We start from the raw sequence: 25040 nt of genomic DNA on the forward strand, positions 1-25040 counted from the left end.
GTGGCGCTATCCTACCCCGTTTGTCATCCTCCTCTGCGTGAATTACGTCACAGGAAAGAAAACGTTTACATACATTTTTTTAACCTACCTGCGCCAGATCTCAATTCACCGCCTTGGGCTCTACCTTGCCGGTAGCCAGGGCGGTGAGTTTGCGCCACAGCCACTCCACCGGCCCCTGCTCGAAATAGCGCAGCCAAAGGTTTGAAAACAACAGGTTAGCCAGCCAAACCAACGGAACGAAAGCCAAAAGTTGCAGGCGGTCAAACTGTTGATACAGGCCAAAGCGATAAAACAGCGTGGTGCAGATCAGCGTTTGCAGCAGGTAATTGCTCAGCGCCATGCGCCCGACCTGCGTCAACCAGTGTCCAATGCGCAAACGCGACAGCGTCGGCCAAAAACCGTAGCACAGCGCCAGATAGCCCATCGCCTGCAGGGGCGCCCCCAGCTCACGTGGCACCTGCAATAAAAAACCGCTCCAACGGTAGTCCCAGTGAAGATGCCATTGCAGCACCACGGCCGGCAGTTGGATCAGCAATGAAAGCGGTATCAGCCATGCTGCCTGCCGGCGGTAGTAACCCGGTGAATAAGTGCCGCGTAGCCAGCCACTGCGCATTAAACCGGCGCCGAACAGCATCAGCCCCGCCAACTCCCAACCGTATTGCGCGCCAATCGCCAGCAGGCTGGAGGAAAGAAGATCGGTGCGGCTGCGCCAGGCTTCCATCCCGCCCTGCAGCTTCCAAAACTTCTCATACTGCAGCTCTGCCACGCCGGGTTGCCAGAAACTGCCAGGTTCACCGTGCGAAATGAAGCCCAACAACAACAGCACCCCGACACCAATCAGGTACAGCACCACGCCGGTTTTCAACAGTTGATAGGTTTCTTTCGCATCGCGGATCATCCGCCAGCACACCAACCCGATCAGCCCATAGGCCAGCAGGATATCGCCATCCCAAAGGAAAATGGCATGTCCCAGGCCAAACAGCACCAGCCACGACAGCCGTGCACGTATCCAGCCTTTGCCGCGGCGCAGCAGCATCTGCAGCCCGGCGCCAAACAACAGGGCGAACATCGCCAGGAATTTAGCCTGCGCGAAAATGTCCAGCAGCGCCCAGGTCCAGGCATCGCGCGTTGTAGGCAAGCCCAGATAGGCCGGATTGAGATAGGCCGCCTTCGGCAGGCCAAAGGCGCTGATATTCAGCAGCAAAATGCCAAGGATGGCGATACCGCGCACGCAGTCCAGCGTGGCGATGCGCGGCAAAGGAGCCGTTGGGCTAGTGTTCATTATTTTATCGCTGTATTCCGCTCATTAAAAAGGCGCCCGCAGGCGCCTGTTACCATTCTAGCGACCCATCACGACTGGTGATGGCGCACCGCGCGCAGGAATTCCTGACGGGTGTTCTGGCTGGACTTGAACAGCCCGCCCAGAGAGGTCGTGGTGGTGGCGCTGGTCGCGTCACGGATACCGCGCGCCTTAACACAATAATGGACCGCATCAATTGATACCGCCACATTATTGGTGCCCAGCAAGGTTTGCAATGCCACCAGGATCTGCTGAGTTAAGCGCTCCTGCACCTGTGGGCGCTGGGAGAAGAACTGCACGATACGGTTGATTTTCGACAGCCCAATCACCGCATCCTTGGGAATGTAGGCAACGGTCGCCTTGCCATCGATGGTGACAAAATGGTGTTCGCAGGTGCTGGTCAGCGTGATATCACGCACCGTCACCATTTCATCCACTTTCATCTTGTTTTCAATGACGGTGATTTTTGGGAAGTTGGCGTAGTCCAGGCCGGAGAAAATCTCATCGACATACATTTTGGCGATGCGGTGCGGGGTTTCCGCCAGGCTGTCGTCGGACAGATCGAGATTAAGCAGCTGCATGATTTCGGTCATGTGCTCTTTAATACGACGTTTACGCGTTTCGCGATCCAGCACTTCGCCGCGCAACGGAGTTTCCAGACCGCGCTCTTCGAGCGCCGCGTGAACCAATGCAGCTTCTTTACTTAATGATGATGTCATTTCTTCTCTCCAACGGACTTGAACTCACCCATCCGGCTGTTTTACCGAGCAGAGGGATGAATTGCATACTCTCCTGACGACAGACGTTTCCGCAGTTAATAACGTGAACCCAGTCAAGATTTTGCCCCCACTCTAGATGAGAGCGAGGGGATTATCCAGTGATTGTGTTTCATCCGCAGGTGAAATATTCGCATTTAGCACAATCAGGCCGGCTGCGGCTATTCCACGTTTTTTGTACGGAATTTAATCACTGCGCCATCGGTTTTCGCGCCAACTCGCGAGCCGACGTATTGACCACCAGCAGACCGGCCACAACCAGCGCCGCCACGGCCACGTACAATGCCGGTTCCAGCCGGTGGGTCAATGCGGTAGACAACGCCGACAGCGTCGGACCAACCAGTTGGCCAATCGCATAACCGGTAGTCAGCAGTCCCGCCATATAACGGGCATGGTTGGGTGCCAACTCACGGCCATGCTGAATCGACAGCTGCACCACGCTGAGGAAGCCGCCACCGGTCAGCAACGCGCCCAGTGCCAAGCCGGCAACTCCCGGTACGATTTCCGCGCTTAACACCCCCAATGCCTGTACCCACAGGGTGATAGCCAGCCGGGTTTGAGTAGTCAGCCGGTGACGGGTCAGAATACCGATGACAATCCCCAGCACCGCCGCCCCACCAAAAATCGGCCAGACAAATTGCGCGAACAGGCTGCCGGGAAAACGCGCCGCGGCCATTTGCGACAAAAAAGTGGCCGGCAGAATATAACCAAAGCCTGCGAGACTGTAGCTCCACACCAGACGTTTCAGCGCCGGGGTCAACAACAATGGCTCAGGGGCCACGTCAGGACGATGCAATTCGCCGGTCTTCGGCAGATTAATGCTGATCGCGCCAATCAATACCAGCGCCAGTACGCCGTAGACCAGCCAGGCCTGTGACGCGGTCAACGCCAGGCTGTGGATCCCCACCGCCAGCATGCCGCTGATAAAAATCCCGGCGCCCGGGCCGGCAAACACCGCCGCGCTGAGCGCCGGTCGGCCATAGTGTGCCAACCGTTCGTTGGTCCAGGCCGCCACCAGTACCATCGACCAACCGCTGGCCCACCCGATGAAGAAACGCACCGCTCCGTGCCACCACTCCCCCTGCACCCAGGCGGAAAGCAGCGTCAAGATCACCGCCCCCCACACGCCCAACCACAGCCGACGTTCCACGTGTCGGCTGGCACGCATGGCATCGTAAGCGCCGCACAGGTAGCCCAGATAGTTGATGGCCGCCACCAATCCGGCGCCGGTCAGAGTAAACTGATGCTCAGCAATCATCAGCGGCACCTGCGGGGTAAAGGCGAAGCGGCCGATCCCCATGGCAACGATCAACGCGATAAAACCGCTCAGGGCAATTCTTAAGGCCATGTAGAGTTATCCATACTGTTAAAAGAAAGTTGCCAGTATCATGCAGCAGTATTACACTCACAAAAACTGAATAATACTCATCAAGTTCATCACGAAAAGAGAAGATAATGGATCTGACCCAGCTCCGCATGTTTTGCAGCGTCGCCGAAACCGGCTCCGTCGCCCGTGCCGCAGAGCAATTGCACCGCGTCCCCTCGAACCTGACCACACGCCTGCGTCAGCTCGAACAGGAACTGGGCACCGATCTGTTTATCCGTGAAAAACAGCGACTGCGCCTTTCGCCGATGGGCCATAACTTTCTCTGTTATGCCAACCGTATCCTGGCACTGAGCGAAGAAGCTATGAGCATCACCCATGCCGGTGAGCCGGCGGGTAACTTCGCCATCGGCTCGATGGAAAGCACCGCCGCCACCCGGTTGCCCACCCTGCTGGCGGCGTATCATCAGCGTTTTTCGCAGGTGTCGCTGTCGCTGACCACCGGCACCTCCGGCGAGATCACCGAGCGAGTCCGCGCCGGTACGCTGGCGGCCGCGCTGGTCGACGGGCCGGTGCAGTATGACGAACTCAATGGCTGTATTGCCTTCCCCGAACATATGGTGGTGATCTCCTGTCTCGACCACCTGCCGATCCATAACGCCAAAGATGCCAAGGGCGAAACCCTGTTTGCCTTCCGCGCAAGCTGTTCTTACCGTCTGCGGTTGGAGTCTTGGTTCAAGCGCGAAGGTGCACTGCCAGGCCAGATTATGGAAATCCAGTCCTACCACGCCATGCTGGCCTGCGTCGCCAGCGGCGCCGGGCTGGCGATGATCCCGCATTCGGTACTCAGCCTGCTGCCCGGCCACGAACGCGTGAAAGTACACACCCTGCCGGACGACATTGCCCAAACTGCCACCTGGCTACTGTGGCGGCGCGACGCCTTTGGCCCGAACGTTCGCGCCCTGAAAGAACTGATTATTGAACAGGCAGAAACCGTTGCGGTTGAAAATACTGCCCATGACTTACCCGATGCTATCGACATAGCCTGATTTAAAAAATAGACCACTGGAGACTATGATGGAAATGATCAAAACCCGTGCCGCCGTTGCCTGGGGACCGAACCAGCCGCTGAAGATCGAAGAAGTCGATCTGATGCCACCGCAAAAAGGCGAAGTGCTGGTGCGGATCGTCGCCACCGGTGTCTGCCACACCGACGCCTACACCCTGTCCGGTGCCGATCCCGAAGGCGTGTTCCCGGCAATCCTCGGCCATGAAGGCGGCGGCGTGGTGGAAGCCATCGGCGAAGGCGTGACCAGCGTGGCGGTAGGCGATCACGTGATCCCGCTGTACACCCCGGAATGCGGCGAGTGCAAATTCTGTAAATCCGGCAAAACCAATCTGTGCCAGGCGATCCGCGCCACCCAAGGCAAGGGCCTGATGCCGGACGGCACTACCCGCTTCTTTAAGGACGGCAAGCCTATTTTCCACTACATGGGCACTTCAACCTTCTCCGAATACACCGTGGTACCGGAAATCTCACTGGCCAAAATCAGTAAAGAAGCACCGCTGGAAGAAGTCTGCCTGCTCGGCTGCGGCGTCACTACCGGCATGGGTGCGGTTATCAACACCGCCAAAGTGCAAAAAGGCGATACCGTTGCCATCTTCGGCCTTGGCGGCATCGGTCTGTCGGCCATTATCGGCGCACAGATGGCCGGTGCAGGTCGCATCATCGGCATCGACATCAACACCAGCAAGTTCGATCTGGCGCGCAAGCTGGGCGCTACCGATCTGATCAACCCGAAAGACTACGATAAACCGATCCAGGATGTGATCGTTGAACTGACCGACGGCGGCGTAGATTTCTCCTTCGAGTGTATCGGCAACGTCAACGTAATGCGTTCAGCGCTGGAATGCTGCCATAAAGGCTGGGGCGAATCCGTAATCATCGGCGTCGCCGGTGCAGGTCAGGAAATCTCTACTCGTCCGTTCCAACTGGTGACCGGTCGCGTCTGGCGCGGCTCTGCCTTTGGTGGGGTGAAAGGCCGTTCGCAACTGCCGGGTATCGTCGAGCGTTATATGAACGGCGAATTCGCGCTGAATGACTTTATTACCCACACCATGGGCCTGGAGCAGATTAACGAGGCGTTCGATTTGATGCACGAAGGCAAATCCATTCGTTCCGTTATTCACTTCGACAAAAAATAAGCCAGGAGGCAGAGATGACCTTGTCATTAGAACTTCTCGAAGAGCACCGCATGTTTGGCGGCTGGCAACAGCGTTACCGCCATGCGGCGCAGAGCCTGAATTGCAACATGACTTTCAGCATCTATCTGCCGCCACCGCGCGATGATAACCCGCCGCCGGTGCTGTACTGGCTGTCGGGGCTGACCTGCAATGACGAAAACTTCACGCTGAAGGCCGGTGCGCAGCGTATCGCCGCCGAGCTGGGACTGGTATTGGTGATGGCCGACACCAGCCCGCGCGGCGACGATGTGCCGAATGATGAAGGCTACGATTTGGGCCAGGGCGCAGGCTTCTATCTGAATGCCACACAAGCGCCGTGGGACAAGCACTTTCGCATGTGCGACTACATCAGCGATGAGCTGCCGGCGTTGATCAACCAGCATTTCAGCGTCAGCGATCGCCAGTCGATTTTCGGTCACTCGATGGGGGGCCACGGCGCACTGATGATGGCGTTCCGCAATCCGCAGCGCTTCCGGTCGGTATCGGCGTTTGCGCCGATCGTTAACCCTTGTCAGGTGCCCTGGGGACGTAAAGCCTTTGCCGCCTATTTGGGCGACGACGAAAGCCAGTGGCTGCAGTATGACAGTTGCCACCTGCTGGCCAACGGCGCGGAAAAAATGCCGGTATTGGTGGATCAAGGTGACGACGATCAGTTCCTGGCAGATCAACTGCAGCCGGCAAAACTGGCCGAGCTGGCACGCCAGCGCGACTGGCCGCTGATCCTGCGCATTCAGCCGGGCTACGATCACAGCTACTTTACCATCGCCAGCTTTATCGAAGACCATCTGCGCTTCCACGCCGAACATCTGTTCCGCTGATCATAAAACCGTAACAGTGCTTGCGATAATCGCTATCGCAAGCACTTATTACGGCGACTGCTTATTCCCGGCCATTAAACCAATAATAAAAATTCTCAACAGAAGTCAGTACCGACTTCACGCCAAAAAAGGCGAAAACCGCCACGGCAATATCCACATAGCTATTATGAGGTTTCATAAGGGCCAGTGAAGAGTATTGAATTAAATCAAATGATACCCATATCCATAAAGCGACATATATAACGTCTTTCATTTGATATTCCATTGATGCGGTGAATATTACCAACGGTACTGACCATTCACACTATTAGGGCTATTATTTCCACCCGAAATAAATCAAGACCCTGTGATGTTAACTCACGAATAGCCATATTACTCACTCCATGAATTAAAGTTATTAAACCCTCACAAACAAACATACTGGGCAACCATAGTGATAATATAATTGCGAAAGTAAAATACAAATTTTATTTAGTGAAAACGTGACGAGAGCAATAGGTTAATCATGTATTCTTCGGTTATTAACCGACAACACTAAAAGACTCAGTTTAATTAGAACACTAAAAACTTAGCGTATTAACCTTGAGATAAGTTCATCTTATCCGGTACGTTAGCCTTCTCTCACGCTAAAGATCATGAAACATTCTCGATGCCGTTATACCAACGGTAGAAGGCTTGCATCAGGTTACAGGCCTTCCAGATACCAAAAAATGCCAGCAAACCAACAACCACATCCACATAGCTAATATTGGGGTAGGCTACCAGAAGCGACGAATTGCGCACCAGATAGGATCCTCCCCAATAGGTGATGATGGTAATCAGCATGCTTGTTTTAATTCCCTTTTTACTGATATTGCTCATAGCCAGCTCCTTTGGACTAAAAAACGGTTATCCCTTCAACTTCGGATCCAACGCATCGCGCAAGCCATCTCCCAGCAGGTTAAACGCCAACACCGTGATGAATATTGCCAGGCTGGGGAAAATCGCCACGTGCGGCGCAATCACCATATCCGCCCGCGCCTCGTTGAGCATTGCGCCCCATTCCGGCGTTGGCGGCTGGGCACCCAGCCCGAGGAACGACAGGCTGGCGGCGGTGATGATTGAAGTGCCGATACGCAGGGTAAAATACACCACAATCGACGAAATTGTCCCCGGCAGAATATGCCGCATGATAATGGTCCAGTCTGACGCGCCAATGCTGCGTGCCGACTCGATGTAGGTCAGATGCTTCAACACCAGGGTGTTACCCCGTACCAATCGGGCGAATGCCGGTATGCTGAAAATGGCCACGGCGATAATCACGTTGGCCATGCCGCTGCCCATAATCGCCACCACGCCGATCGCCAGCAAGATGCCGGGAAAGGCGAACAGCACATCACAGATACGCATGGTAATGCGATCCCACCAGCCTTCGTAATAGCCCGCCAGCAGACCCAGCAGCGTACCGATCAGCCCGCCCACCAGCACCGAGAACACCCCGGCGGCCAGCGAAATACGGGTCCCCATCAGAATGCGGCTGAAAATGTCCCGCCCCAGCGAATCCACCCCCAGCCAATGCATCAGCGAAGGGCCTTCGTTCAGGCGGTCGTAATCAAAGTAATTTTCCGCGTCAAAGGGAACCAGATAGGGTGCCAGCAGCGCAGCAAACACCAACAGCAGCACCAATAGCGCTGCGACCAGCGCCACGCGTTGCTGACGGAACCGCCGCCAGAATTCATGCCACGGCGTCCGCACCGCGTTAGGGTCAATTGTCGGCATCGCCTTCAGTGCGGCGTCGCGTCGCCAATGCTTAATCATGCAGCGCCCTCATTTGTATCGTATTGCCGGGTTAATTGCCGCATACAGCAGGTCCACCAACAGGTTAATCAGAATAAACTCCAGCGAAAACAGCAAGACTTCGGCCTGGATCACCGGGTAATCACGCATCTCCACCGAATCGACCAGCAGCCTGCCCAACCCCGGCCAGTTGAAGACCTTCTCCACGACGATCGAGCCACCGAGCAGGAAGCCAAACTGCAATCCCATCATGGTGACGACCGGGATCATCGCGTTGCGCAGCCCGTGTTTCACTACCACCATGGTTTCCCGTACGCCTTTGGCGCGCGCGGTACGCATGTAGTCTTCCTGCAGCACCTCAACAAACGAAGCGCGGGTAAAACGCGCCATCACCGCCGCTACCGCAGCCCCAAGGGTGATGGAAGGCAAAATATAGTGCCGCCAACTGTCAGCGCCCACCGTCGGCAACCAACCGAGATTGACGGAAAACACTTGCATCAGCAGCATACCCAGCGCAAAGGCGGGGAACGAAATCCCGGAGACCGCCAGGGTCATGCCGAGACGATCGGGCCAGCGGTTACGCCACACGGCAGACACCATGCCGATGCCCATACCGAAAATCACCGCCCACAGCATGCTGCTCAGCGTCAGCCACAGGGTCGGTAAAAAGCGCGAGCCGATCTCTTCGCTCACCGGGCGCTTGGAAACCATCGAGGTACCGAAATCCCCCCGCAGCGCATTGACAAAAAAGTGCACGAACTGTTGCGGCAGCGGCTTGTCCAGCCCCAGATCCTTACGCACCAGCTGTACTACCGCTTCGTCGGCTTCCGGTCCTGCCGCCAGCCGCGCCGGATCGCCGGGCAGCATATGGACGAACAAAAACACCAACACCGCGACAATCAGCAGCGTCGGGATCAGGCCCAGCAGTCGTTTAAGAAAATAATTAAGCATCTTGGGTGCGTCCCTTCACCCCGCCCTCCAGGAGAGCGGGGATCGGTGCCTTATTTAAGATCGGCATTATCAAAGTTGAACGAGGTATCCGGCATCACGTAAAAGCCGCTCAGCTGTTTATTGTTAGCCGACAGCAAGCGCTCGGTGGCCAGGAAAATCCATGGCGCATCTGCCCAGATACGATCCTGCGCGTCCTTGTACAGTTTCTGCTTCTCTGCGCGGTCGGTGGTCGCCAGCGCGCCGGTCAGATCCTGATCCACCTGCGGATTACTGTAGAACGCCGTGTTGAACTGCTTCGGCGGCGCAGCCTGGGTTGAGAACAGCGGTGACAAGGCCCAGTCCGCTTCACCAGTTGATGCTGACCAACCGGTATAGAACATACGCACGCCGGTGTCTTTCACCCCAACGCTTTCCACCTGGGCCGCACGCTGACCGGCATCCATCGCCGTCACCGTCACTTTAACGCCAACCTGCGCCAACTGCTGCTGGGCAAACTGCAGCACTTTCTGCGCGGTGCTGTGGTTATGAGACGACCACAGGGTGGTGGTGAAACCGTTAGGATAACCGGCCTCTTTAAGCAGTTCGCGCGCCTTGGCCGGATCATAAGGCCAAGGCTGGTAACGGGTGGCAAAATCGATCGCTGGCGGCACCGGGCCTTCCGCCGGAACGGCGTAGCCGGAGAACGCGACCTTGATCAGCGCGTCTTTATTGATGGCGTAGTTCAACGCCTGACGCACTTTCAGGTTATCGAATGGCTTTTGAGTCACGTTCAGGCTGATATAACGCTGCAGGATCGACGGCGCGGCCACCAAATCGAGCTTGGCATTGCCTTCCAATACCTTGGCCTGCTCATACGGGATCGGGAAGGCAAAGGTCGCTTCACCGGTCTGCAGCATGGCAGCGCGGGTATTGTTATCCACGACCGGGCGCCAGGTGATGCTGTCGAGCTTCGGCAGCCCCTGTTTCCAATAACCGTCAAACTTTTTCACCTTGACGAAATCGGTCTGGTTCCAGGTCACGAACTGATAAGGGCCGGTCCCCACCGGGTGGAAACCAATCTCTTTGCCGTACTGCTTCAGCGCGGCCGGCGAAATGATCACCGCCGCCGGGTGCGCCAGGTTGTTGATAAAGGCCGAGAATGGCGCTTTCAGCACGATCTTCACCGTATTGGCGTCCACCACTTCGGTTTTGTCGATCATTTTGAACAGGTTGTAGCGCTTGAGGTGATTGTCCGGGTTGCTGGCGCGATCCAGGTTCACCTTCACCGCTTCGGCGTTAAACTCGGTGCCGTCATGGAATTTCACCCCCGGATGCAGTTTGAGGGTGTAAGTCAGGCCGTCTTTGCTCACCTCATAGCTGTCCGCCAGCACGTTCACCAGTTTCATGTCTTTATCGAAACCGAACAGGCCCTGATAGAAGGATTTGGCCACCGCCTGCGACAGCGTATCGTTGGCATCATACGGATCAAGCGTGGTGAAATTGGACGCGACGGCGATCACCGCATCTTTCGCAGCCCAGGCTGGGCCGGCGACCGCGGCCGCCAGCAGCACGGCGCCCGCTAATGCCTTACGTTTGAATGAGTGCTTCATGGTGCTTGTCTCTCCTGAGGTCACTAAAAGGCACCGGCGATCGGATGGCGGGCGACAAAATGCCCCGGTCCAACCTGCACTAGCGGTGCGGTAACGGGTTCATCGCCCAGCGCGCGGATCGGGCTGGGGATTTCATCGACCAGCAGCGGCTGGCGTTTATAAGCATGGTTAGGATCGGCCACCGGCACCGCCGCCATCAGCTTGCGGGTGTAAGCGTGCTGCGGGTTCTCAAACAGCGCCCGACGCGGGCCAATCTCGACAATCTGCCCGAGATACATCACCGCAACGCGGTGGCTGATGCGCTCTACTACCGCCATATCGTGCGAGATAAACAAAAAGGCGATGCCGAACTCACGCTGCAGATCGAGCAGCAGATTGACGATTTGCGCCTGAATCGACACGTCGAGCGCCGACACCGATTCGTCAGCGATCACTACCTTGGGATTAAGCGCCAACGCGCGCGCAATGCAGATTCGCTGCCGCTGGCCACCGGAAAACTCATGCGGATAACGACGCGCATGCTCTGGTTTAAGCCCGACGCGTTCCAGCAGCCAGGCCACGCGCTCTTGTGCCGCCTTGCCACGCGCCACGTTATGTACCAGCAGCGGTTCCATGATCGAGAACCCGACGGTCAGACGCGGATCGAGCGAGGCGTAAGGATCCTGGAAGATAAACTGGATGTCCCGCCGCAGGTGCTGCAGCGCCGGGCCTTTCAACTGATTGATCTGACGACCGTCAAAGGTAATGGTGCCGCGCTGGCTGTCCACCAGCTTCAACAACGAGCGGCCAGTCGTGGATTTGCCGCAGCCGGACTCTCCCACCAGCCCCAGCGTTTCGCCGGGGTAGAGCTCAAAACTGACGTTTTCCACCGCATGTACTCGCCGGGTGACGCGATTTAAAATACCGCTGCGTAGGTCAAAGCGCGTAACCAGATTTTCTACCCGCAGGATCGGCGTCGCCCCCGGCGGTACGGTATTTTGTGGCCCGCCATTGTCTGCGCCGTTCGGCAACGGGAATTTCGCCGGGAAGTCCAACTCCGCCATTGATCCCAGCCTGGGTACCGCCGCCAGCAGCGCTTGGGTGTAGGGCTGTTGCGGCGCGGCAAACAGTTCGTGCACCGGCCCCTGCTCCACCTGTTCCCCCTGACGCATGACCAGTACCCGATCGGCTATCTCCGCCACTACGCCCATATCGTGGGTAATAAAAATCACCCCCATCTGCATTTCCTGCTGCAGTACGCGGATAAGCTGCAGGATTTGCGCCTGAATGGTGACGTCCAGCGCTGTGGTAGGTTCATCGGCAATCAATAAGGCTGGCTTGCAGGACAGCGCCATGGCGATCATCACCCGCTGGCGCATACCGCCGGAGAGCTGATGTGGGTAACGGTTAAGTACGTCTTTGGCTTCGGGAATGCGCACCAAATCGAGCATCTGCAAGGCGGCTTGTCTGGCGGCGCGGTGATCCATCGCCTGATGCAGGCGCAGAGATTCGGCGATCTGTTCCCCTACCGGGAATACCGGGTTCAGCGAGGTCATCGGTTCCTGAAAGATCATCGCCATATCGGCACCGCGCACCGTGCGTAATGTACCCTGACGTGCGTGGGCCAGATCGAGCACCTCGCCGTTACGCCGACGAAAGGGCATCGTCCCGCTGACGATGTTGCCACCGCCCTGTTCGACCAGGCGCATCAATGCCAGAGAGGTGACAGATTTACCCGAACCGGATTCACCGACGATTGCCAGCGTCTCACCGCGATCGAGATCAAATGACAGGTTGCGCACCGCTTCTACGGTATCGCCCTGTTGTTGAAATTGGACGCTCAGATCGCGCACCGACAGCACGCGCTGCGGCGGCAATAATAGCCCGGCGTCGGCCGCAAGCGGCATTAAGGCATCGGTCATGCACCCTCCTGGCGATCGGTTAGCGGTAAATCCCTACGGACGGCGCATCGCCGACATAACCGAAACCGCGGTACATGCCTTCACTGTTGAAAGGCAGCGCCACGTTGCCGTGACTGTCGATGGCAATCATGCCGCCGCTGCCACCCATCGCCAGCAGTTTTTCCATCACCACCCGGTCAGTGGCCTGCTGCAGACTGAGCCCGGCGTACTCCATCAACGCGGAAACGTCATAGGCCGACACGCCGCGCATGAAGGTTTCCCCGGTACCCGTGCTGGAGACCGCCACCGTGGCATTGTTGGCGTAACAACCGGCACCGATGATCGGCGTATCCCCCACCCGGCCGGCCTGTTTGTTGGTCATGCCGCCCGTCGACGTTGCGGCCGCCAGGTTGCCCAGGGCATCCAGCGCCACCGCGCCAACGGTACCGAATTTACGATCGGGGTCGATCGGCTCACCGCTTTGCGCAGCGCCATCGTGATCGAGCAACACACGCCCAAGCTCTGCCTGAGCACGGTGCAGTTGGTCAAAACGTGGTTGGGTAAAGAAGAAATCGGGTGCGACCATTTCAAGATCGTGGGCGGCGGCAAATTTCTCCGCCCCCTCCCCAGCGAACAGCACGTGCTGGCTGTTTTCCAATACCGCGCGCGCAGCCAGCACCGGATTGCGTATCCGGCTGACGCAGGCCACGGCACCGGCATCGCAGGTGCTCCCATCCATCACACAGGCATCCAACTCGTGGGTGCCCTGATGAGTGAATACCGAGCCTTTACCGGCATTAAACAATGGGCACTCTTCCAGCAGCCTCACCGCCTCGGTGACCGCATCCAGGGCGCTGCCACCCTGGGCCAGGATCTGCTGGCCGGCGGCGACGATGTCGGACAACGCCTGAATATACTCCTGTTCCTTTTCAGCACTCAGCGCCGCACGGGTAATTGCGCCCGCACCGCCATGAATGGCAATCACTGGTTTGCTCATTTGCCTGTCACCCTGTGTTAATCCTGCCAATCCCGCCCCTCATTGAAGGGGAAATAGATTCACCTCGGCGGCAGCCCACAACGCGGCGGCCGGCAAGGCGACGGGTATAATTATTATTCGGCCTTTTCCCGACTATATTTAGCCGCGCAATCGAAGTAAAGCATAAAGTCTTCGCCCAGCTTTTAGCGTAGCCCGCTTAGATTATTTCGCACATTGAAATAGCTTAATGGAATAAAAACAGAGGGTTATAAATTGGAAAAACCGTTCTGAATAACGATTGGGATTTTTGGTAGAAACCCGTGAGGGGCACACAGTAATTACCGGCAAAAATAATCGATATCTCTAAATATCCGGCCGTTGTGCGTTCAACCTGCTGTTTTTTAGCCGGCTGAACGCAGATGATCAATATTTAGAATCCTGACCCCGGCAACAGCAGAAAAGCTTCCTCCTCCGGGGTAGAGACTCGGCCTAATATCGCATTACGGTGTGGATAACGGCCAAAGCGGTCAATAATGGCTTTGTGCCGCACTTCAAACTCCAACTGATTGGCATTGCCCAGTTCGGTATACAACGCCAAAGCCTGTTGATGAATCAACGCCGACTCTGAATGCATAAAGGGCAAATAGAGAAAGCCCCGTTGCTCTGGCGTAAGTCGTTCACATTGCCCACTACGGATCGCTTCCTGTGCCAGCACTAACGCCATGCAGTCGCTGGCAAATGAACGCGGCGTGCCGCGGAACAGGTTGCGACTGAACTGATCGAGCACGATCACCTCGGCCAACCGCCCCTCAATGGTTTCTCGCCAGTGCGCCAGCTCGCCTGCGGCGGCGGCCTGCCAGATCTGACCAAAGCGCGTATGCAACAGGCGATCGAAATCATCGTCCTTTTTGAACCACATTGCCGGTTCGATCTCGTCAAACCAAAAGTCTAATACCTGTCTGTGCATCACTGCCTCCCGTTGTTTACTTCAGCATAGCATCCTTCATAATACCCCCACTTTGCCGCCATTTGTCGCGCACCCTGATTACGGAGTTCCTTATGGATCATTGCCATACTTCCGATCTTATTTCCCTGGAGCAGGCGTTGGAGAAGATGCTCAGCCAGATCTCCCCCCTTCAGCAGAGCGAATCCATTGCCCTGACCGCCGCCGCCGGCCGCATTACCGCCGCGCCGGTCATTTCGCCGATTGATGTACCGCCCTTCGCCAATTCGGCCATGGACGGCTATGCCGTGCGCCTCGCCGATCTGCAAGCCAACGCGCCGCTGCCGGTCGCGGGCAAAGCTTTTGCCGGTGCTCCGTTCGACGGCGACTGGCCAGCCGGTACCTGCGTACGCATCATGACAGGCGCGCCTGTCCCAGCAGGGGCCGAGGCGGTGATCATGCAAGAACAGGCAGAAGTCGGCGATGCCGGCGTGCGCTTCACGGCCGAAGTGCAAGCTGGGCAAAATATTCGCCTGGCGGGGGAAGATATTCGCCAGGGTGCCGGGGTTTTACCTGAGGGTATCAGACTGGGCGCTGCGCAGTTGCCGCTGTTGGCCTCGCTCGGTGTCGCCGAGGTGCAGGTGGTACGTAAGCTGAAGGTAGCGGTGTTCTCCACCGGCGACGAGTTACAGCCGGTCGGGCAGCCGCTGCAGGCGGGCCAAATCTATGATACCAACCGCTTTGCCGTGCGCCTGATGCTGGAACAGTTGGGTTGCGAAACGCTGGATCTGGGCATTATTCGTGATGACCAAAACGCGCTACGCGCCGCCTTCGAGCAGGCAGACCGCCAGGCCGATGTGGTGATCAGCAGCGGTGGCGTCTCGGTCGGTGAAGCCGACTACACCAAGCAGATGCTCGACGAGCTGGGCGAAGTCGGCTTCTGGAAGCTGGCGATCAAACCCGGTAAACCCTTTGCCTTCGGCAAGCTCAAACAGGCCTGGTTCTGCGGCCTGCCGGGCAATCCAGTATCCGCAGCGCTGACCTTCTACCAACTGGTGCAGCCGCTGTTGGCGAAGCTGGCGGGCCACAGCGACTGGCATTTGCCACCGCGTTTGCAGGCTCGTGCCCTGACCCCCTTGAAGAAAGCGCCGGGACGCCTTGATTTTCAGCGCGGTGTATTTAGCAGTAACGCTCAGGGCGAGCTGGAAGTGAGCACCACCGGCCATCAAGGGTCACACGTGTTCAGTTCTTTCAGCCAGGGTAACTGCTTTATCGTGCTGGAGCGCGAACGCGGCTCCGTGGCAGTGGGCGAAAAAGTGGACATTGAGCCCTTCAACGCCTTGCTGAGGAGCTGAGCATGCTGCCGGAATTAACCGATGCCGAAGCGCTGCGCTATAACCGCCAGATTATCCTGCGTGGCTTTGACTTCGACGGTCAGGAAAAACTGAAGGCCGCCCGGGTACTGATTGTCGGCCTCGGCGGGTTAGGCTGCGCCGCCGCCCCCTATCTGGTCGCGGCGGGCGTCGGCCACCTGACGCTGGTTGATTTCGACACCGTTTCACTCTCTAACCTGCAGCGCCAAATCCTGCACCGCGACGCGCGCATCGGTATGACGAAAGTTGAATCGGCCCGTCTCGAACTCAGTGCCATCAACCCACATGCTCAGATAGAAACTGTTGATGCACAGCTGGACGACGACCAGATGGCGGCGCAAATTACCGCCTGCGATTTGGTGTTGGACTGCACTGACAACGTGGCGACGCGCAATCTGCTAAATCGCCTCTGTCATGCTCAGCGTAAACCCTTGGTGTCCGGCGCGGCGATCCGCATGGAAGGGCAGCTCAGCGTCTTCACCTATCAGCCCGAAGAACCCTGCTACCGCTGCCTGAGTCGGTTATTCGGTGACAACGCCCTCACCTGCGTCGAGGCCGGTGTCATGGCACCGCTGGTCGGTACCATCGGCACGCTGCAAGCGATGGAGGCCATCAAACTGCTGACGCAGTACGGCCAACCGCTCACCGGAAAACTGCTGATGTTTGATGCCATGACGATGCAGTTCCGCGAGATGAAGCTGCCGAAGGATCCGCAGTGCGACGTTTGCGGTGGGGAATAGCAGAGACAAAAAAGGCGGGAATGCTCCCGCCTGAGTTTGATGACAAATTCGTCACCGGTTATAGCTTCGGGCGCAGCATGCTGCGCCCCTGCCGCTGGGTTACACGATACCCTGGCTACGCAGATAATCTTCGTAGTTGCCGGTAAAGTCGATCACTTTGGTCGGCGTCATTTCCAGTACGCGGGTCGCCAACGAGCTAACGAATTCACGGTCGTGGGAAACGAAGATCAAGGTGCCTTCGTACATTTCCAGCGCCATGTTCAGCGACTCGATGGATTCCATATCCAGGTGGTTGGTCGGTTCATCCATAACCAGGATATTAGGGCGCTGCATCATCAGCTTGCCAAACAGCATGCGGCCCTTCTCACCCCCGGACAACACCTTCACTTTCTTCTTGATGTCGTCCTGGCTGAACAGCAAACGGCCCAGCACGCTGCGCACCGCCTGCTCGTCGTCTTTTTCCTGCTTCCACTGGCTCATCCAGTCGAACACCGTCAGGGTGTCATCGAATTCGTATTCGTGATCCTGAGCGTAGTAACCGATCTTGGCATTTTCAGACCATTTCACGGTACCGCTGTCCGGCAACGTATCGCCCACCAGCGTTTTCAGCAGGGTAGATTTACCGATACCGTTCGGGCCCAACACCGCCACTTTCTCGCCCACTTCAACCATCAGGTTGAACTTGCTGAACAGAGGACCGTTGTCGAAACCTTTGGCCAGCGCTTCCACTTCCAGCGCGTTACGGAACAGTTTTTTGTCCTGTTCGAAACGGATGAACGGGTTCTGACGGCTTGAAGCCTTAATTTCTTCCAGCTGGATCTTGTCGATCTGGCGGGCACGTGAGGTTGCCTGCTTGGATTTGGAGGCGTTGGCACTGAAGCGGCTCACGAACGATTGCAGTTCGTTAATCTGCGCCTTCTTCTTGGCGTTATCCGCAACCAGACGTTCACGCGCCTGCGTAGCCGCCGTCATATATTCGTCGTAGTTACCCGGATACACGCGCAGCTCACCGTAGTCCAAATCCGCCATGTGAGTACAAACCATGTTCAGGAAGTGACGGTCGTGCGAAATGATAACCATGGTGCTGTTACGTTCGTTCAGCACCTGCTCCAGCCAGCGAATAGTGTCGATGTCCAGGTTGTTGGTCGGTTCGTCGAGCAACAGAATTTCCGGATCGGAGAACAGCGCCTGCGCCAGCAATACGCGCAGTTTGAAGCCCGGTGCGATTTCGCTCATCGGGCCATAATGCTGTTCAACCGGGATGCCGACGCCGAGCAGCAGTTCGCCGGCGCGCGCTTCGGCGGTATAACCGTCCATCTCGCCGTAGGCCACTTCCAGATCGGCCACTTTATAGCCGTCTTCTTCGCTCATTTCAGCCAGCGCATAAATGCGATCGCGCTCTTCCTTCACCGCCCACAGTTCGTTGTGGCCCATGATGACGGTGTCCAGCACGCTGTATTGCTCGAAAGCGAACTGATCCTGACGCAGTTTACCCAGGCGCTCGTTCGGATCGAGGAACACGTTGCCGCCGCTCGGCACCAGATCGCCGCCCAGGATTTTCATAAATGTAGATTTGCCGCAGCCGTTGGCGCCGATCAAACCATAGCGGTTACCGCCGCCAAACTTAACGGAGATGTTTTCAAACAGCGGCTTACTGCCAAACTGCATAGTGATGTTGTTAGTGCTTAACACAGCGCTCGCTCTTCATATCATTGGGAATGTGATTTGGCGCGCATTATGCCATAACGGGCAACAGAGATCGCGGGAAGTTTCGGTGACAATTTGAGCAAAGGTGCGGCGGCAGGCCAAGTGGAAAGAACGTCTCGGCCTGAGGGAGGTGAATGCAGAGGTTTACCAACACCCCTGTTTTAGAATACTGAAATAAACATCGCTGAATTTTTCTTTCCTTAAAACATCCCCTTTCAATACCGAAACCGGTTGATCCCACACTTGGGTGAAATTGGGTTCGCCGGTTTTGTTATTGAGCTTTTTTAAGCCGCAGGCAGCATAAAGTTTCGCTTCTGGGGTTGCCTGCGGGTTATTGGCAATACGCAAGAAAACGGCCCCCGCGTCCTGGTAGGTTAGGATTTCTATTACTTCGGTTTCACCGGCACTGCCAATGCCAACAAACCCGTTCATTCCCAAAGAGAAATGAGTCACCTTGGATAAATTATTTTCTGTCGCTTCACGGTGTTGCTCAGCGGCGTAACCGTTGAAGGAACATAAAGAAACAAAAACCAAAATAATAACGCTCAAGATCCTTTTCACAAAAACCTCCCTATTCAACCAAGAATGAAAGTGACGATCGGACCAGCTCGGTGCCCCACACTACCACGGTATTCAGCCGGTTTTATAGCGGGCCGAAATGTCCCTGGCTAAATTTCTGCCGGTGCAAAACCTCGATAAACGCCCGTGACGCCGCGCTACGGTAGGCGTCTTTACGCTGCAGCAACACCGCCCGGCGAGCGGGCATGACGTCGGTAAGCCGTACCGGGTGCAACTGCGGGTTTTCCTGCGCAACCGCTGCCGGCAGCAGGGTAGCCAGTTGGCCACGGCGCACAATTTCAATGATGGCACCAATTGCGTTGGCCTCCATTGCTACCCGGGGGCGGATCCCCTGTCGACGACAATAATCGTCGATAAACTGACGGGTAGCGAAGTCCTCGCTCAGTAATACCAGCGGTTGCTGTTCGAACACCTGCGCACTCAAAGGCTCACGCTGTTGAACCAGCGGGTGCTCAGCCCCAACCATCATATTCAGTGACTCGGTAAACAGCTCCTCGGCCACGATATCCACCGATTGCGCCTGACTGAACGCGATCCCCACATCCAGCCGGTCTTCCGCCAGAAGCGCCTCGATCCTGTCCTGCGTCATTTCATGAATACTCACCGAAACGCCCGGATATTGCCGATAAAAAGCATCGATAACAGGCCCCACCAGATAGGCGGTAAAGGTTGGCGTCATCGCCAGCCGCAAATTACCGCGTTCCAGCGTCGCCACGTCGTGGATCGCCCGAGTGCCGGCTTCCAGATCCTGCAGCGCCAGCCGGGCATAGCGCATCCAGGCCATACCGGCGTCGGTCAGGCGCACCGTTCGGCCGGAACGATCAAACAGAGGCGTTCCCAGGTTTTCTTCCAACTGCTTGATTTGTTGCGACAGCGTCGGTTGCGAGACGTGTAGCGCTTCGGCGGCGCGGGTGAAGTTGCCCTGTTCGGCAACGGCAAGAAAATAACGGATGTGTCGCAGTAGCATAACGCCTCAACTATTAGTAATTCCTATGGAGACCATTATAAATGGGTCTTAGACCCTATAGCCACAGCGGCGCATCATGCCCCCATCGCTTAACAGCATCCAGATGGAGACAGCATGAAAGAGGTTATTGAGGGTTTTTTGAAGTTCCAGCGCGAGGCGTTTGTCGAACGTTCCGAACTGTTCCGGCAGCTGGCCACGCGCCAGAATCCACGCACCCTGTTTATCTCATGTTCCGACAGCCGCCTGGTGCCGGAACTGATCACCCAGCGTGAGCCGGGTGACCTGTTCGTGATCCGCAATGCCGGCAATATCGTGCCTTCGTTCGGCCCGGAGCCGGGCGGCGTAACAGCTTCTGTGGAATATGCCGTCGCCGCACTCGGCGTGGAAGATATCGTGATCTGCGGACACTCCGACTGCGGCGCAATGACCGCCATCGCCACCTGTCAGTGCCTGGATCATATGCCAACCGTAGCGAATTGGCTGCGTTACGCCGATTCAGCCAAGGCGGTGAATCAGGCCCATCCGCATACCTCTGAAAGTGAACGCGTCAGTTCGATGGTGCGTGAGAACGTCATCGCACAACTGACCAATATTAAAACCCACCCTTCAGTGGCGCTGGCGCTTGAGCAGGGCCGGTTGAAGCTGCACGGTTGGGTCTATGACATTGCCAGCGGCTGTATTGAAGCGCTGGATGGCGAAACCCGCCGCTTTATTCCACTGGCCACCAATCCAAATGTCACGGCTACCCCTGCCGTATCCCGTTTTTAATCTCAATAAGGAGATAACATGACACAGTCCCTGCATTATTCATCCCCACGCGAAACCTTGACCGACACCATTATGGCCGCCAAGATCCGTAAAAACCTGACTTTCGAAGCGATCAACCAGGGTACCGGGCTGAGTCTGGCCTTCGTCACCGCCGCTCTGCTGGGTCAGCATCCGCTGCCAGAACAGGCGGCACGTGTGGTGGCCGCCAAGCTCGATCTGGACGAAGACGCCATCCGTCTGCTGCAAACCATTCCGCTGCGCGGCAGCATCCCTGGCGGTGTGCCGACCGATCCAACCATTTATCGCTTTTATGAAATGGTGCAAATTTACGGCTCCACGCTGAAAGCGCTAGTGCATGAGCAGTTTGGCGACGGCATTATCAGTGCGATTAACTTCAAACTGGACATCAAGAAAGTGCCGGATCCGGACGGTGGCGAACGCGCAGTGATCACCCTGGACGGTAAATACCTGCCGACCAAGCCTTTCTGATCCTGACGATGCCGGCGATAGCGTCGCCGGCATTGGATGCTTTTCTCCGCGGTCTCTGCGCTTCACCCCATCTATTCACCGTATCTGATAAGGCTCAGGCGTTCTTCCTCGGTAGGGGCGACAAAATATTGCGTGAGCAGATCGAAGGTCTCTTCACTGAGCACAAAGGGATGTTCACCTTGCTCATTTCTGTGTTTTATTCTGCTCTTGCACTGCGCATTGCTAACGTCCAGAAAATGCAGGCAGTGCGCTACACCGGCCTCCTCCGCCAGTTGTCTGGCCCATAAGCGCCGATCCGGCGTATTCATCGGAAAATCCAGCACCACCGACAGACCATGCCGCAGCAGTTGCACCAAATGCTCGCTCAGCACCTGCCGCAGGTTGGCGGAATAACGAACGTAGTCCTGTAGGGTTTTCATCTGCTGGTCATATAACGTTGCCAACCAGCTATCTTCAACGATCAGCAGCGTATGGGGCTGCTGCGCAAGTCGATTTGCCAGGGTTGATTTGCCGGAGCCGGCTTTGCCGCACATCAAATGTAAAACGGCGTGGGAGGAATTATTCATGGCGTTCTCCTGAAAGTGAGTACCGGCAGGAGGAAAAGATGACCCGCCTTACCGGCGGGTTTTAGCATGACAGAGACGCGCTATCCCACCACTCCGAGAATGGTGATAATAATCTGCGCGAATGAAACCTTGTTTATGCTCATACATTATCAATAAGGCAAATCCCCACATATTGTCAACAACGCTGTGCCTCACAGAGTCATAACTGATAATGGCCGCGCACTTTACCCCGCGTGATAGCCGCGGCTGTCATGCGGGGTCTGTTCTCGCTGATCCAGACCATAGTCCCGCACCACCTCAGCCACCCGCAGGCGATACTGTGCCAGCACGCCATGGCGGCCCCGTTTCTGTGCGGCTCGGTGCTGCTCGACATTTCGCCACTGTTGTACCGCCGCCTCATCACGCCAAAAGGACAGTGACAGCAGCCGCTGCGGATCGGCCAGGCTTTGAAAACGCTCAATGGAAATAAAACCGTCAATTTCTGCCAGTAGCGGCTTCAGATCGGCGGCCAAATCAAGGTAGGTCTCACGTTGGCCGTCAGCGGCCTGCAGCTCAAAAATAACGGCAATCATAGGGCGCTCCTGTCAGAGAAAAATTCGGGTACGCGCGCATTTTGCGAAACCCGCCAGCGAACGTTGTTCAACGTTTGAACATCAACGCCCAATGCCAATACATGCTGGATGCCACACTGTGCGATAATTTTCGCCCAGTCAGCCCCCGGGCAGCGATGCGCCCCTTCGCCGAAAGCAAAACTTTCGTCTCCTGCACACAGCAAAACCAATACGCTTTGTCCGGCCAACACCTGGCAGCCGGCGACCTGGGTATCCTGCCGGGCAAAGCGGCGAGTATTTTGGATCGAGGGCATTTCAGTCAGTATCTGTTCAATGCGTTGTGGCACACTTTCCGTGTTGTCGCCCATCAGCAATAACGTCTGACCGATCAAACCGGCGGTGCTTTCGCAGGCTTGGAACATCAAACCGATGGCGTTGGCCACCACGACCCGATCTTCAAGGCCGAGTTGTGCAGAGACCTGCTGCAATTCCTGCCATAGTGGACCACAACAGTTTGTGAGACGTGCCGAAATAGATTCTACCGCCCGGATCCCGAGCGCCACCTGAGGTGCACTGCCGCCAGGCGCTATACAGCGGGAGAAGTCCAGTATCTCGTCAACCAGCTCAGCCCATTCCTTGGCGGGGATGCCCAAAAGTGCCGCGATAACACACACTGGCAGAGCATAATTAAAACGGGTGATCTGCCTCGCATTCGCTATTGCAGGCATCAATTCTTGCGCCACAGCCCTCGCGGTTTGTTGGACTAGAGATGAGTCAAAAGCCGCTAAAGTTTGCACGATGGCCTTTTTAAGCCTGACATGCTCGTCGCCATCTCGCATACGCACCAAATTGCCAAAGATGGATTGCGCCGGTGTACCCAGCAAGGCTGCCGGGATAGGTTCATCGGTGGGCCGAACGCCAAAGTCAATATTGTGCAAAACCTCCCGCACGGCTAAAGGCGAAACGGCGATCCAACTTTGCTTTTGCGGCTGAAACTGCATGGGTTCCAATTGCATATAATTGGCCCGCGGATCATCGGCCGTGACGGCAGCAATGGCGCGGGAATAAGGGCAGGTTGCCATGTTGTTCTCCAGTAGGCTTGGCCGGTGTGAACCCATCCTAACGGTGGACGCACAGCCATACTTCGCCTAATCTCGAAGTATGAATAACATCGATATTGAAGATCGTCTGGCGGCACTGAGCGGTGCCATTGCCGACCGCACCCGGGCGCGCATGCTGTGCCTGCTGATGGATGGTCGCGCTTATACCGCCACCGAACTCAGCGCCGCGGTGGACGTTGCCGCCTCTACGGCCAGCGGCCATCTGGCACGCCTGCAGGAACAGCGACTGATCGCCTGCGTCAAGCAAGGGCGTTACCGCTATTTCCGTCTGACAGGGCCGGAAGTCGCCGCCGCGCTGGAAACGCTAATGGCACTGGCCGGCGTCGAAAAGCCCGTGGTGAAAAGCACTACTCCGACGTCATTGCAATTCGCTCGTACCTGTTATGACCATCTGGCCGGTGAAGTGGCGGTAAAACTGCACCAACGCCTGCATCAGCTAACCTGGTTAGATGGTGAGGAAGACTATCGGTTAAGCGAGGCCGGCCACGCTGCACTCACTCGGTTGGGCGTCGACTGTTCCCCTGCGCCCTCACGAAGACGCTTCGCCTGCGGTTGCCTGGACTGGAGCGAGCGCAAGGCCCATCTGGGTGGTGCATTAGGTGCGGCGATGCTTACCGCATTTATCCGTCGTGGCTGGATAAAACGCCAGTTGGAGAGTCGTGAACTGCAGCTCACCGCCAGCGGGAAAAAAGCGCTTAAAGCACATTTTGACCTCACTGTTTAACCTCACAACAGGTTAGTTTTGGTGCAATACTCAATAAGCAAACCGTCAACCCGAGGACTCCCATGCTCGATCAAACCCAATTCCCAATCACCAAACTGTGGCCGGCGCAGCATCCGGAGCGGCTGCAGCTCTATTCGCTGCCCACGCCGAACGGGGTAAAAGTTTCTATCATGCTGGAGGAGATCGGCCTGCCGTATGAAGCGCACCTGATCGACATCGGCAAAAACGAGACCTGGACGCCCGAGTTTTTGTCGCTGAATCCGAACGGCAAGATCCCGGCAATCATCGATCCCGATGGCCCTGGCGGCAAGCCATTACCCCTGTTCGAATCCGGCGCCATTCTGCTGTATCTGGCGGAAAAAAGTGGCAAGTTCCTGCCGCAGGATCCGGCTCTGCGTTATGAAACCATTCAGTGGGTATTTTTCCAAATGGCGGCCGTTGGCCCCATGTTCGGTCAGCTCGGCTTCTTCCACCGTTTCGCCGGTCGTGAATACGAAGATAAGCGCCCGCTTGAGCGTTATAAGAATGAGTCGAAACGCCTGCTGGGCGTACTGGAAAGCCGGCTTGAAGGCCGCGACTGGATCATGGGCCAGGATTACACCATTGCCGACATTTCACTGTTGGGCTGGGTGCGTAATCTGATCGGCTTCTACGAAGCCCGCGAGATAGTCGATTTCGACAGTTTCCCACGCGTAGGGCAATGGCTGGAGCGCGGTCTGGCACGACCGGCGGTGCAACGCGGCGTCAACATTCCCGCCCGCAGCGAATAATGGCTTGCCTGGGATAGCCGCCCGGCTATCCCTTTTGCGTCTTCTTTGTCGCCATAAAAGTGTCACACCCCTGCATTACCCTCCCTGCCTAACAAGTTCGTGTTATAC

Annotated in this window: 26 protein-coding genes; 9 read left to right on the top strand and 17 right to left on the bottom strand. The window is 56.7% G+C overall.

The window, feature by feature from the left end:
• Positions 1-100: 100 nt before the first annotated feature.
• From yeiB to AC1RKC_RS05940, 3 genes are all read right to left on the bottom strand, one after another.
• A complete protein-coding gene (gene yeiB, locus AC1RKC_RS05930) occupies positions 101-1282 on the bottom strand; it encodes a DUF418 domain-containing protein YeiB (protein WP_048761668.1) in 1182 nt (393 codons plus the stop codon).
• Positions 1283-1350: 68 nt separating this feature from the next.
• Positions 1351-2019: a GTP cyclohydrolase I FolE gene (folE, locus tag AC1RKC_RS05935; protein ID WP_041414357.1), complete on the bottom strand. Its 669-nt coding sequence runs from the start codon at positions 2017-2019 to the stop codon at positions 1351-1353.
• Positions 2020-2266: 247 nt separating this feature from the next.
• A complete protein-coding gene (locus tag AC1RKC_RS05940) occupies positions 2267-3424 on the bottom strand; it encodes a YbfB/YjiJ family MFS transporter (RefSeq protein WP_490635195.1) in 1158 nt (385 codons plus the stop codon).
• A 107-nt stretch (positions 3425-3531) separates the two neighbouring features.
• Here AC1RKC_RS05940 and ptrR point away from each other — a divergent pair, with 107 nt between their 5' ends.
• From ptrR to fghA, 3 genes are read left to right on the top strand one after another with little or no spacing between them, the layout of a single operon-like run.
• On the top strand, positions 3532-4449 hold the full coding sequence (gene ptrR, locus AC1RKC_RS05945; RefSeq protein ID WP_046374078.1) for a putrescine utilization regulator PtrR: 918 nt from the start codon (positions 3532-3534) through the stop codon (positions 4447-4449).
• A 28-nt stretch (positions 4450-4477) separates the two neighbouring features.
• Positions 4478-5605: an S-(hydroxymethyl)glutathione dehydrogenase/class III alcohol dehydrogenase gene (locus tag AC1RKC_RS05950; RefSeq protein ID WP_020825986.1), complete on the top strand. Its 1128-nt coding sequence runs from the start codon at positions 4478-4480 to the stop codon at positions 5603-5605.
• A 14-nt stretch (positions 5606-5619) separates the two neighbouring features.
• Entirely contained in the window at positions 5620-6462 is an 843-nt protein-coding gene (gene fghA, locus AC1RKC_RS05955; protein ID WP_493091879.1) for an S-formylglutathione hydrolase, read from the top strand.
• A gap of 61 nt (positions 6463-6523) precedes the next feature.
• Here the strand turns inward: fghA and AC1RKC_RS05960 are convergent, their stop codons facing one another.
• The 8 genes from AC1RKC_RS05960 to AC1RKC_RS05995 form a co-directional block, all read right to left on the bottom strand.
• Positions 6524-6715 (bottom strand): hypothetical protein, encoded by a 192-nt coding sequence (locus AC1RKC_RS05960; protein ID WP_493091878.1) that lies wholly within the window; start codon positions 6713-6715, stop codon positions 6524-6526.
• A gap of 380 nt (positions 6716-7095) precedes the next feature.
• The gene (locus tag AC1RKC_RS05965; RefSeq protein ID WP_129983565.1) at positions 7096-7323 is read right to left on the bottom strand and encodes a hypothetical protein; all 228 of its coding nucleotides are present in this window, start codon (positions 7321-7323) and stop codon (positions 7096-7098) included.
• 27 nt (positions 7324-7350) lie between these two features.
• Complete coding sequence (gene gsiD / locus AC1RKC_RS05970; protein WP_170868507.1) at positions 7351-8259, bottom strand: glutathione ABC transporter permease GsiD; 909 nt, start codon at positions 8257-8259, stop codon at positions 7351-7353.
• A gap of 9 nt (positions 8260-8268) precedes the next feature.
• Complete coding sequence (gsiC, locus tag AC1RKC_RS05975) at positions 8269-9189, bottom strand: glutathione ABC transporter permease GsiC (protein WP_046374081.1); 921 nt, start codon at positions 9187-9189, stop codon at positions 8269-8271.
• A gap of 50 nt (positions 9190-9239) precedes the next feature.
• Complete coding sequence (gene gsiB / locus AC1RKC_RS05980; protein WP_020825980.1) at positions 9240-10778, bottom strand: glutathione ABC transporter substrate-binding protein GsiB; 1539 nt, start codon at positions 10776-10778, stop codon at positions 9240-9242.
• 23 nt (positions 10779-10801) lie between these two features.
• Entirely contained in the window at positions 10802-12679 is a 1878-nt protein-coding gene (locus tag AC1RKC_RS05985) for a dipeptide ABC transporter ATP-binding protein (protein ID WP_493091877.1), read from the bottom strand.
• Between the two features lie 19 nt (positions 12680-12698).
• On the bottom strand, positions 12699-13655 hold the full coding sequence (locus AC1RKC_RS05990) for an isoaspartyl peptidase/L-asparaginase family protein (protein ID WP_020825978.1): 957 nt from the start codon (positions 13653-13655) through the stop codon (positions 12699-12701).
• Between the two features lie 409 nt (positions 13656-14064).
• Complete coding sequence (locus tag AC1RKC_RS05995) at positions 14065-14601, bottom strand: DUF924 family protein (protein WP_046374083.1); 537 nt, start codon at positions 14599-14601, stop codon at positions 14065-14067.
• A 92-nt stretch (positions 14602-14693) separates the two neighbouring features.
• On the opposite strand from AC1RKC_RS05995, the gene moeA reads away from it, so the two are divergent.
• Positions 14694-15932, top strand: a complete 1239-nt coding sequence (gene moeA, locus AC1RKC_RS06000) for a molybdopterin molybdotransferase MoeA (protein ID WP_046374084.1) — start codon at positions 14694-14696, stop codon at positions 15930-15932.
• Between the two features lie 2 nt (positions 15933-15934).
• The gene (moeB, locus tag AC1RKC_RS06005; protein WP_261451639.1) at positions 15935-16690 is read left to right on the top strand and encodes a molybdopterin-synthase adenylyltransferase MoeB; all 756 of its coding nucleotides are present in this window, start codon (positions 15935-15937) and stop codon (positions 16688-16690) included.
• A gap of 99 nt (positions 16691-16789) precedes the next feature.
• On the opposite strand, the gene AC1RKC_RS06010 is transcribed toward moeB, so the two are convergent.
• From AC1RKC_RS06010 to cynR, 3 genes are all read right to left on the bottom strand, one after another.
• On the bottom strand, positions 16790-18382 hold the full coding sequence (locus AC1RKC_RS06010; RefSeq protein WP_071827008.1) for an ABC-F family ATPase: 1593 nt from the start codon (positions 18380-18382) through the stop codon (positions 16790-16792).
• 159 nt (positions 18383-18541) lie between these two features.
• A complete protein-coding gene (gene mchS3, locus AC1RKC_RS06015; RefSeq protein WP_493091869.1) occupies positions 18542-18958 on the bottom strand; it encodes an MchS3 family protein in 417 nt (138 codons plus the stop codon).
• A gap of 82 nt (positions 18959-19040) precedes the next feature.
• Positions 19041-19943 (bottom strand): transcriptional regulator CynR, encoded by a 903-nt coding sequence (gene cynR, locus AC1RKC_RS06020; protein WP_129940163.1) that lies wholly within the window; start codon positions 19941-19943, stop codon positions 19041-19043.
• Between the two features lie 114 nt (positions 19944-20057).
• Between cynR and AC1RKC_RS06025 the strand changes: the two genes are divergently transcribed.
• Positions 20058-20711: a carbonic anhydrase gene (locus tag AC1RKC_RS06025; RefSeq protein ID WP_046374088.1), complete on the top strand. Its 654-nt coding sequence runs from the start codon at positions 20058-20060 to the stop codon at positions 20709-20711.
• Positions 20712-20729: 18 nt separating this feature from the next.
• The gene (gene cynS, locus AC1RKC_RS06030; RefSeq protein ID WP_046374089.1) at positions 20730-21200 is read left to right on the top strand and encodes a cyanase; all 471 of its coding nucleotides are present in this window, start codon (positions 20730-20732) and stop codon (positions 21198-21200) included.
• A 71-nt stretch (positions 21201-21271) separates the two neighbouring features.
• On the opposite strand, the gene AC1RKC_RS06035 is transcribed toward cynS, so the two are convergent.
• The 3 genes from AC1RKC_RS06035 to AC1RKC_RS06045 all read right to left on the bottom strand — a co-directional run bounded on the left by AC1RKC_RS06035 (position 21272) and on the right by AC1RKC_RS06045 (position 23399).
• The gene (locus AC1RKC_RS06035) at positions 21272-21766 is read right to left on the bottom strand and encodes a P-loop nucleotide/nucleoside kinase family protein (RefSeq protein ID WP_046374090.1); all 495 of its coding nucleotides are present in this window, start codon (positions 21764-21766) and stop codon (positions 21272-21274) included.
• 224 nt (positions 21767-21990) lie between these two features.
• Positions 21991-22338, bottom strand: a complete 348-nt coding sequence (locus tag AC1RKC_RS06040; protein WP_020825969.1) for an antibiotic biosynthesis monooxygenase family protein — start codon at positions 22336-22338, stop codon at positions 21991-21993.
• Positions 22335-23399, bottom strand: a complete 1065-nt coding sequence (locus tag AC1RKC_RS06045; protein ID WP_046374091.1) for a cytochrome P450 family protein — start codon at positions 23397-23399, stop codon at positions 22335-22337. The genes AC1RKC_RS06040 and AC1RKC_RS06045 overlap by 4 nt, the downstream gene beginning before the upstream one ends.
• A gap of 79 nt (positions 23400-23478) precedes the next feature.
• Here AC1RKC_RS06045 and AC1RKC_RS06050 point away from each other — a divergent pair, with 79 nt between their 5' ends.
• Positions 23479-24162: an ArsR/SmtB family transcription factor gene (locus AC1RKC_RS06050; RefSeq protein WP_046374092.1), complete on the top strand. Its 684-nt coding sequence runs from the start codon at positions 23479-23481 to the stop codon at positions 24160-24162.
• 62 nt (positions 24163-24224) lie between these two features.
• Positions 24225-24932 (top strand): glutathione S-transferase N-terminal domain-containing protein, encoded by a 708-nt coding sequence (locus AC1RKC_RS06055; RefSeq protein ID WP_020825966.1) that lies wholly within the window; start codon positions 24225-24227, stop codon positions 24930-24932.
• Positions 24933-25040 lie beyond the last annotated feature (108 nt).

The sequence above is a fragment of the Serratia sp. GW822-FHT06E05 genome, assembly GCF_058799445.1.

What these genes read in the sequence shown, in the direction of transcription:
- yeiB (WP_048761668.1), bottom strand. Translation starts at nt 1,282, where the DNA reads ATGAACACTAGCCCAACGGCTCCTTTGCCGCGCATCGCCACGCTGGAC.
- folE (WP_041414357.1), bottom strand. Translation starts at nt 2,019, where the DNA reads ATGACATCATCATTAAGTAAAGAAGCTGCATTGGTTCACGCGGCGCTC.
- AC1RKC_RS05940 (WP_490635195.1), bottom strand. Translation starts at nt 3,424, where the DNA reads ATGGCCTTAAGAATTGCCCTGAGCGGTTTTATCGCGTTGATCGTTGCC.
- ptrR (WP_046374078.1), top strand. Translation starts at nt 3,532, where the DNA reads ATGGATCTGACCCAGCTCCGCATGTTTTGCAGCGTCGCCGAAACCGGC.
- AC1RKC_RS05950 (WP_020825986.1), top strand. Translation starts at nt 4,478, where the DNA reads ATGGAAATGATCAAAACCCGTGCCGCCGTTGCCTGGGGACCGAACCAG.
- fghA (WP_493091879.1), top strand. Translation starts at nt 5,620, where the DNA reads ATGACCTTGTCATTAGAACTTCTCGAAGAGCACCGCATGTTTGGCGGC.
- AC1RKC_RS05960 (WP_493091878.1), bottom strand. Translation starts at nt 6,715, where the DNA reads ATGAAAGACGTTATATATGTCGCTTTATGGATATGGGTATCATTTGAT.
- AC1RKC_RS05965 (WP_129983565.1), bottom strand. Translation starts at nt 7,323, where the DNA reads ATGAGCAATATCAGTAAAAAGGGAATTAAAACAAGCATGCTGATTACC.
- gsiD (WP_170868507.1), bottom strand. Translation starts at nt 8,259, where the DNA reads ATGATTAAGCATTGGCGACGCGACGCCGCACTGAAGGCGATGCCGACA.
- gsiC (WP_046374081.1), bottom strand. Translation starts at nt 9,189, where the DNA reads ATGCTTAATTATTTTCTTAAACGACTGCTGGGCCTGATCCCGACGCTG.
- gsiB (WP_020825980.1), bottom strand. Translation starts at nt 10,778, where the DNA reads ATGAAGCACTCATTCAAACGTAAGGCATTAGCGGGCGCCGTGCTGCTG.
- AC1RKC_RS05985 (WP_493091877.1), bottom strand. Translation starts at nt 12,679, where the DNA reads ATGACCGATGCCTTAATGCCGCTTGCGGCCGACGCCGGGCTATTATTG.
- AC1RKC_RS05990 (WP_020825978.1), bottom strand. Translation starts at nt 13,655, where the DNA reads ATGAGCAAACCAGTGATTGCCATTCATGGCGGTGCGGGCGCAATTACC.
- AC1RKC_RS05995 (WP_046374083.1), bottom strand. Translation starts at nt 14,601, where the DNA reads ATGCACAGACAGGTATTAGACTTTTGGTTTGACGAGATCGAACCGGCA.
- moeA (WP_046374084.1), top strand. Translation starts at nt 14,694, where the DNA reads ATGGATCATTGCCATACTTCCGATCTTATTTCCCTGGAGCAGGCGTTG.
- moeB (WP_261451639.1), top strand. Translation starts at nt 15,935, where the DNA reads ATGCTGCCGGAATTAACCGATGCCGAAGCGCTGCGCTATAACCGCCAG.
- cynR (WP_129940163.1), bottom strand. Translation starts at nt 19,943, where the DNA reads ATGCTACTGCGACACATCCGTTATTTTCTTGCCGTTGCCGAACAGGGC.
- AC1RKC_RS06025 (WP_046374088.1), top strand. Translation starts at nt 20,058, where the DNA reads ATGAAAGAGGTTATTGAGGGTTTTTTGAAGTTCCAGCGCGAGGCGTTT.
- cynS (WP_046374089.1), top strand. Translation starts at nt 20,730, where the DNA reads ATGACACAGTCCCTGCATTATTCATCCCCACGCGAAACCTTGACCGAC.
- AC1RKC_RS06035 (WP_046374090.1), bottom strand. Translation starts at nt 21,766, where the DNA reads ATGAATAATTCCTCCCACGCCGTTTTACATTTGATGTGCGGCAAAGCC.
- AC1RKC_RS06040 (WP_020825969.1), bottom strand. Translation starts at nt 22,338, where the DNA reads ATGATTGCCGTTATTTTTGAGCTGCAGGCCGCTGACGGCCAACGTGAG.
- AC1RKC_RS06045 (WP_046374091.1), bottom strand. Translation starts at nt 23,399, where the DNA reads ATGGCAACCTGCCCTTATTCCCGCGCCATTGCTGCCGTCACGGCCGAT.
- AC1RKC_RS06050 (WP_046374092.1), top strand. Translation starts at nt 23,479, where the DNA reads ATGAATAACATCGATATTGAAGATCGTCTGGCGGCACTGAGCGGTGCC.
- AC1RKC_RS06055 (WP_020825966.1), top strand. Translation starts at nt 24,225, where the DNA reads ATGCTCGATCAAACCCAATTCCCAATCACCAAACTGTGGCCGGCGCAG.